This window comes from Rhodopirellula maiorica SM1, from assembly GCF_000346295.1.
GTDB lineage: Bacteria > Planctomycetota > Planctomycetia > Pirellulales > Pirellulaceae > Novipirellula > Novipirellula maiorica.
Genome location: NZ_ANOG01001111.1, coordinates 1 through 5,169, shown reverse-complemented (window position 1 = coordinate 5,169; position 5,169 = coordinate 1). Strand labels below are relative to the sequence as shown.

Below are 5,169 nucleotides of genomic sequence, written 5' to 3'. Positions count from 1 at the left end.
GTTGATACTTACGAAGAAGATGAGGATGAGATTCGCAAGATTGACGTTGCGGAATTGCCAGCGGAGTTACAGTCGTTGTCGCCCGCAGAGCGAGTCAAGCGGATCGAGGCGATGTCCAAACGTCGCGCCGAGATCAAGGCCAAGTTGGCTAGGTTGAATAAAGAGCGTCAAGCCTATGTCGCGGCCGAGCAAGCCAAGTTGGCGGAGCCCTCTGAAGAGGCAACGTTCGGAGACGCGTTCTCGGGCACCGTGCAAAAGCAACTGCAAGCCTCCGGTTTTGAACTCGAAAAATAGAGCATCAACCACCGTCCCAATTGCATCACCGGTAGCGAAACTCGCCAAGAGTTTCGGTCCGTCTCATCCGGCAAACATCACCGTGCGCTCGCCGGTTTGTCCGGCAGGAATGAGTTGAACTTGAAGCGAAATACACGGGTGATTGGATGGAAACGGTGCTCAAAAGTCCCACCGCGTGAGAGTCGCTAGCCGGGGGTGGTCGGACCGTTGGTAGACGACGCTGCACGCGGCGGGAAATAAGGGGCGCGACGATCAGTCGCCGATCGCGACGAGTCGGGTCGGATTTCCGTCGACCGAAAATGTTTCCAAAACACGCAATTCGGCTAGCGAAATCAACGAAAGGGTTCCATCGGCCGGATTGCTGATTACCAGTTCCCGGCCGTTAGGCAGGACGACCGCTTCGTGATGGCCCGAGTGGCCTTCGATCTGGTTGCCGCCAATAGGAAGGTCCGCTCGCACGGCAGCATCGGAGTGATCACCATCGGAGTTTGGATCCAGGTCCACAATCAAAAGTGAATCGTCCTCGGGCGTCATTTTGTTTTCGCGAAATATTGTTGCCAATCGCTTGCCGCCGCGAGCTTTTACCGCCAACGGCGTCGTCAACGTTTCGCCATCGGCTAGATCGATGGGCAGTGTCGCAACCGTGGGATCGTCGCTGGCCGCGTCGATCCAGCAAAGCCGAGCATCGTTGCCTTTACCAGTGGTAAACAGGACAAGTTGATCCAGGTTTGCAAAGGCTCCCGTGCGAAGCGGAGCGTCGTCGGCGTCTTTACCGAGCGAAAGGTGGTTTACCACGACCGACTCCGGCGTTGAGTTGAGGTCCAAATCCGCATGGACCCAGCAAATGCCATCGCTGGGCGCCAGGAACACTTTGCCTGAATTTGTCGTCGCCCCGTGCAGTCCACCGGTCGGACAGTGGATGGAGTACTGTTTGCCTTGGTTTTCACCGAGCCCGACGACGTCGACACGACCGGAATCGTCGCCATCGCGATCGATCCAAGTGGCATACGCGACTTGGTCTTCGATCACAGCGAGAGTGATGTGCCCGTTGCCGCCCTCGTGGAAGGATGTTGCGGTTTTGGGCCCTTTCGCTTTTTGTAAACGTGACGCACTGGTGATGGTAAAACCGTTGTTTTTGTCGTTGGCTAGCACAAACGATTTTCCATACTTGTAAACGTGTGCTGGGTTGCCTTGGTCTGTATCAATTAGGCTGTGTAGCACGCTGGGCAAGTGTTTGAACCGCCAGTGTGAATGGTCACCGTGGGATTCTTCGACCACGCCCGAGTCGATCGCGACCCAACCGCTGCCAATGGTGCCGGCGTCGTGGTCGTGGATTCCTAACACGACGATGCCCGCATCGATTTGCATCTGCACCAACATTTGCTCGGCGGTGTCGAGTGTAGGAAAGTTGGCGATCGATTCGGGCTGTAGTGACCATCCTTCGGCGGACTTTTTCAGGTCGCCGTAGTTCACGGTAGCGTTGTGGTTGTCTTGCCAAAACAGCCGAGCGATGGTTCGGCCTTGCGCGTGGGCTGGTGCCGTCGCCATCATGGTGATGAAGCAAACGGCGGCCAAATGGAGTAAAGTTTTCATTGTGGAGGCTCTTAATTAATAGTGGTTAATGGGGGTGAGCGGACGAACGGCACTGCGGGGAAGTTCGATTGGCTGGACCTCGCCGGTCGCTAGTGACTTCAATTTCAGTCCGCTGTCGCTAGGCTTCAGGTACTTGGCATCAAGAATCCATCCGCCATCGCTGAGCGAACAGAGCGAAACGAAGTATTCATCGGGTTGTGGACTCGGCATGTGCTCAAAGCGAGCGATCCCATCGGTCGATGAAATCGCTGCTGCCAGCACCGGGCCTGTTGCCGAACCGTGCAGGCGAACATGCACGTCAGCGAGTGGATCCGAACGGTAGGTCACTGCGACGCCGGCGCTATCGCTGTCGGTCGGACCCGAATCCAATCCACCGCAACCGGAGAACGCGAGTATCGCTGGGATCAACAGAACGGAGGCGAGCGTTTTCACCGCGGCACCTCCACCACTTCGCGTCCATCGCGTGAGAACAGGGCATGGTACAAATCACGTTCGACCGAATCGGTCAGAAAATGAACGCTGCCGTCCACCATCGCGTGCATGCTTCCACCGGTGTGATAGGAACGCGACGCATAGAAGCCGCGGCCGTGCATTCCGATATCGGGAATGCGGTGGTTGGGTGTTAGATAGCCATTAATCACCGTTGCATACGGCACTCCGCGAATCCACGATTGGCCTCGATTGCCACTGTAGGATGAAATGCGATCGGGAAAGACAGTATCCAAGTCGGGGTTTTTAATCAGCGTGCCGCCGTCAAGAAAGCCGGGATTCGGAGCTGTGTTAGATGTGGTACCGCTCCAATTTGCGATGCGGCGATGCGGACCCTTGGGCGTCGGCTGAGTCAAACCGCTGGTCTGGTCCCCCAGCACCGTTTCGGCCATCAGCACGGTGTTGGATGTTCCATCGAGACAATCGCGAAAGCCTGCCCACGAATCGGTCCAGACCATGCCATCGGTTCGGTAACGATCGTCGTAGTGCGTGTCCGTACCGCTGCCATAGCTGAACATATAGCTCAAGCCACCACACGTTCCGCTGCTTCCGTCAGCGAACTCCGTGGCAAAGTTCGGGTCTCCGACGTCGCTAGGACAGAGAAACGTTGGTACGACTGTCTCGATCGCATCGCGCTGCTTGGGATTGAAACGAGCCATCCAGGCGGGGCCAACGAGTAGCGGTTGTTCAAAATTGATCAAATCGCTCAGCCCGGCCTGTTCGAGATACGGTAGCACGCGGGCTTGCGCGGAAAAGCTGCTCGAACCGGTCATCGCAGGAATGACCTTGAACGTGCTTTCATAGTTGTGTACCGCCAACGCGATCTGCTTGAGGTTGTTGCTACAAGACATTCTTCGCGCCGCTTCGCGAGCGGCTTGCACGGCGGGCAGTAATAAGCCGACCAATACGCCAATGATCGCAATGACGACTAGCAGTTCAACAAGGGTAAATGCGTCGCGGTGTCGGCCGCGATTTGGGGGACGTTGTTTCATTTTGTTTCGATTCTTTAGCTGAGGATTGATTGAATCAGCGGCCCAGCAAGGTTTTCAGGCTAGGATGCGAAGCAATCTCGGATTGGCGGCACGAAGACCGTCAGTGAGATAGCGCAGCGCAAACCATGACGTGAATCGCCGGGACGCAATGCCAGTGGGAAAGAAGTTCGCGAGCCAATTGGCTCAAGCGAAGACGGGAGGGCCGCGAGGTGCGGCGACAACGAGAAAGGCGGATACGACGGTGAAGCTGCAGTGGTTATCTGCTTGTTCGGCGTAAGTTTCGCTGAAAACGGCAGCTTCTATGACCCATGTGAATCCACAGGGAGTGCTCAGTGACTGACAAATCGGGCAGCGGTCGTGGTCGTGATGAGCCGGACGCTTTTGATGGTCGTTCGGGAAATCCGTTGCTGTGACCGGTTCGTCATCGTGATGATGGCAACCGTGTGAGCAACCCGTATGAACGGATCTCGACTCGTCGGCGTGGACCAAGTCAACACATTGGAGTTTGCTTGTTCCTGCCGATCCACCGTCGCACGTCACTCCGTCATGGCATGTCGCAACATGCAGCCATGCAGGAGCATGTCCCAGAGCGATGACGCTGCATAAGACAGCAGCAAGAAATGGTCGGATTATCGAAAGCACAGCGGCATTCGTGACGAGAGTTCAGGAAGACAAAAGTGGTCCGACCAAGGACAGTTTTGTTACGTTAGTGCGAGGCATTCAGTTCGTCAAGTCAACCAAATTGTTGGCCAGCGATCGAAGTTCTCGATCCATTTTCCAGGTCACACGTGTTAGCGCGGATGATCACGACGAATGCCTCGTTTTGCCTCTGGCGACTTCCAAAATTCCGCGTTTTCGGAGCTTTTCGCAATACAATAAAGGACTCGCCAATAAGTCAAGAAAAAACGAATCCGCGACTTTTTTCTTGTTAACCTTTTCTCCAAGCCGGCATTTATTGGTATGCACACGCCCAATTCTCACTCTGCCGACGAAGCGACGTTTGTGGGACAGCTGACCGAATGTCAGTTGCCACTGATGCTGTACGTCCGTGCATTGATGCCTGGCGATCATGCGGTCAGTGACGTAATCCAGCAAACCAATACCAAGGTTTGGGAAAAACGAGCTGATTTCGAGCCCGGTACCAATTTCAAGGCCTGGGCGTTTGCGATCGCTCGCTTCGAAGTCCTGAATCATCGCAAACAGCAAGCTCGTGACGCCCGCCTGCGATTCTCGGACGAACTCGAGGTCACTGTGGCGGATGAATTGGTCGCTCTGGATGATGATTTGTTGCAGCGACATGCGGCGCTGCGGGAATGCATGAAGTCGCTCAAGCCCGAGAGTCGTGAGCTGTTGATGTGTCGTTATGCGTCGTCTGAACCGTTGGCCGAGTTTTCGAAACGGGTCGGCCGATCGGTGGGCGGAATCAAGGTGACGTTGCATCGACTTCGTAGCAAGTTGGCGGATTGCATCGAACAGCGGCTCGTCGCTACAGGAGAAATGGAATGACCCCTGAAGAACGCTCCACCTTGCTCGATTCGCTGCTAGATGGTGACATCAGTGAAGCCGATTTCCTTAGGATCGAAGCGGAATTGATTGTCGACGCCGAAGTGCGACAAGAGTATTACCGACGGTTACAGTTAGGATTGCTGCTCGAGCGCGAAGCGGCCGAGTCGTTATTGGATCCCAGTCTTCACGCGCCGGTCGCGGTCGATATCGCGATGGATTCTACGCTCGATCTCCCCTCCGGTGACGCTCCTGCGGCTCGAATCAAGCCAGGCCGAATGATGTTGATGGCAGGCAC

5 protein-coding genes and 1 pseudogene are annotated in these 5,169 nt (G+C 55.6%); 3 read left to right on the top strand and 3 right to left on the bottom strand.

What is annotated here, in order from left to right; all coding sequences use genetic code 11:
- Positions 1-294: pseudogene (locus RMSM_RS41670) on the top strand (vWA domain-containing protein); the annotation flags it as partial.
- A 252-nt stretch (positions 295-546) separates the two neighbouring features.
- On the opposite strand, the gene RMSM_RS35805 reads toward RMSM_RS41670, so the two are convergent.
- From RMSM_RS35805 to RMSM_RS35795, 3 genes are read right to left on the bottom strand one after another with little or no spacing between them, the layout of a single operon-like run.
- Complete coding sequence (locus RMSM_RS35805) at positions 547-1,887, bottom strand: hypothetical protein (protein ID WP_008709582.1); 1,341 nt, start codon at positions 1,885-1,887, stop codon at positions 547-549.
- A gap of 15 nt (positions 1,888-1,902) precedes the next feature.
- A complete protein-coding gene (locus RMSM_RS35800; RefSeq protein WP_008709580.1) occupies positions 1,903-2,319 on the bottom strand; it encodes a hypothetical protein in 417 nt (138 codons plus the stop codon).
- On the bottom strand, positions 2,316-3,368 hold the full coding sequence (locus tag RMSM_RS35795; protein WP_008709578.1) for a DUF1559 domain-containing protein: 1,053 nt from the start codon (positions 3,366-3,368) through the stop codon (positions 2,316-2,318). Before RMSM_RS35795 ends, RMSM_RS35800 begins: the two co-directional genes overlap by 4 nt.
- Before the next feature lie 960 nt (positions 3,369-4,328).
- Between RMSM_RS35795 and RMSM_RS35785 the strand changes: the two genes are divergently transcribed.
- Positions 4,329-4,874 (top strand): sigma-70 family RNA polymerase sigma factor, encoded by a 546-nt coding sequence (locus RMSM_RS35785; RefSeq protein WP_008709572.1) that lies wholly within the window; start codon positions 4,329-4,331, stop codon positions 4,872-4,874.
- The coding region (locus RMSM_RS35780; RefSeq protein ID WP_008709569.1) for a hypothetical protein at positions 4,871-5,169 on the top strand (299 nt) is incomplete at its 3' end. The genes RMSM_RS35785 and RMSM_RS35780, both read left to right, overlap by 4 nt.

What these genes read in the sequence shown, in the direction of transcription:
- RMSM_RS35805 (WP_008709582.1), bottom strand. Translation starts at nt 1,887, where the DNA reads ATGAAAACTTTACTCCATTTGGCCGCCGTTTGCTTCATCACCATGATG.
- RMSM_RS35795 (WP_008709578.1), bottom strand. Translation starts at nt 3,368, where the DNA reads ATGAAACAACGTCCCCCAAATCGCGGCCGACACCGCGACGCATTTACC.
- RMSM_RS35785 (WP_008709572.1), top strand. Translation starts at nt 4,329, where the DNA reads ATGCACACGCCCAATTCTCACTCTGCCGACGAAGCGACGTTTGTGGGA.